1 protein-coding gene is annotated in these 1,985 nt (G+C 56.5%); it reads right to left on the bottom strand.

Features of this window, described 5'->3' with window-relative positions:
• Window positions 1-1,985: hypothetical protein (locus EV210_RS22395; RefSeq protein WP_207900811.1), on the bottom strand; the 1,985-nt coding region annotated here is incomplete at both ends.

The raw sequence follows: 1,985 nt of genomic DNA, 5'->3' as shown, positions 1-1,985 counted from the left end.
TTGGTCGTGATGGTATGCACTCCCGTTGCCGCTAAGCTTACATCACCTGCTCCGGTCACATCCGCTCCGCCTGCTATTTTCGCTAGGGCACTATTGCTGCCCAGATTCAGGGCTACCGATGCTCCCATGCCTAAGCTGCCGCCGCTCGCCCCTTTGCCCTGCGGCGTAGCGCTGGCACTGCGGGTTGTTCTGTTTTCTGCTTCAATAGTTACAGAACCAGTATTCTCAGCATCCTGATGAACAGCGATCGTCGCCCCATCTTTAATTTCGGCCGTTGCAGTACTGGTCACGCTGTTTAAGGCAAAGGATCCCGCTAAGCCTACTTTCCCGCCGGCTGCACCAGAAACTGCTTCTGCTGTGAAGTCACTGCTTTGGGCACTGTCTCCTTCTTTATGGGCAATTGCTTGTACTTCTACGCTGCCTGCTTCATGATCAGCGGCTCCGATGCTCGCGCTGGTGGTAGCCGTTACCGTGTTAATGGCGACGCCTGCCCCTATACCTATGGCCGCTGTGCCCGTTACCGGCTTGCCGTCTTTATCGGTGCCGATTCTGCCGCCGGCTGAACCGTCTCCTGCGGCTTTCGCATCCGTTTCGTTCGCTGCAATCACGCCGAATTTACCGCTTGCTTTGATGGTCACGCCATCCGGAGTGGCTGCTACCGCACTGCTATCCGACAGGTTGACCCCGACTGCTGCTGCTACGGCCAGCTTGCCTTCGCTCGTCTGGGCACTGGCTGCTTCTTTCTTCTCTGTTTTATCCTTTTGGGCAAAGTCCGTCTGTTCTTTGACCAAGCTGTCTACGTTTTTCCCGTTGGACGCACTGCCATCGTCTTTGGCCGGGGTGCCCCCTGCCGCACTTGCGATGGCATTAGCCTCGGTTTTGCTTTGGTTATCTGCATGAAAGACCACATCGCCACTGGCGGTGATGTTTCTGCCGGTCGTCGCAAAGGCTTTGTCATTGGCGATGTTGATCGCTACTGCCGCCCCGATGGCTGCTTTCGCTCCGTCCGCTGCCCCTTTGGCCTCGGTCACACCGGTAGCGCTATTGGTAGCACTCACGCTTAAGCTGCCGACAGTCAACAGGTTTTCGGCAACTTCTCCGGCACTGCCTGTCCGTTTTTCAACGATTGCCGTTGCCTGGTTATCTACACTGTTCATGGCTACAACCGGAGTGAGGGCAATGCCGCCGGAAGCTCCTGCTTCCGCTTTGGTCGTAATGGTATGGAATCCGGCTGCCGCTAAGCTTACGTCGCCTGCTCCGGTCACATCCGCTCCACCTGCTATTTTCGCCAGGGCGCTGTTGCTTCCCAGATTCAAGGCTACCGATGCTCCCATGCCTAAGCTGCCGCCGCTCGCCCCTTTGCCCTGCGGCGTAGCGCTGGCACTGCGGGTTGTTCTATTTTCTGCTTCAATAGTTACAGAACCAATATTCTCAGCATCCTGATGAACAGCGATCGTTGCCCCGTCTTTAATTTCGGCCGTTGCAGTACTTGTCACGCTGTTTAAGGCAAACGAACCCGCTAACCCTACTTTGCCACCAGCTGCACCCGAAACTGCTTCTGCTTTGAAATCGCTGCTCTGCGCGATATTGCCTTCTTTATGGGCAACAGCTTGTACTTCTACGCTGCCTGCTTCATGGTCAGCGGCTCCGATGCTCGCGCTGGTGGTAGCCGTTACCGTGTTAATGGCGACGCCTGCCCCTATACCTATGGTCGCTGTGCCCGTTACCGGCTTGCCGTCTTTATCGGTGCCAATTCTGCCACCGGCTGAACCGTCTCCTGCCGCTTTGGCATCCGTTTCATTCGCTGCCGTGACGCCAAATTTGCCGCCTGCTTTAATGGTCACGCCATCCGGAGTAGCGGCTACAGCGCTGCTGTCGGACAGGTTCACTCCGACTGCCGCTGCTACGGCCAGTTTGCCTTCGCTGGTCTGGGCACTGGCAGCTTCTTTCTTCTCGGTTTTATCCTTTTGGGCAAAGTCGGTCTG

This window comes from Anaerospora hongkongensis (genome assembly GCF_004339805.1).
In the GTDB taxonomy this organism is placed as follows: Bacteria; Bacillota; Negativicutes; order Sporomusales; family DSM-15969; genus Anaerospora; species Anaerospora hongkongensis.
Note: the sequence above shows the minus strand (reverse complement) of the source record. Positions and strands in the feature narration are given on the sequence as shown.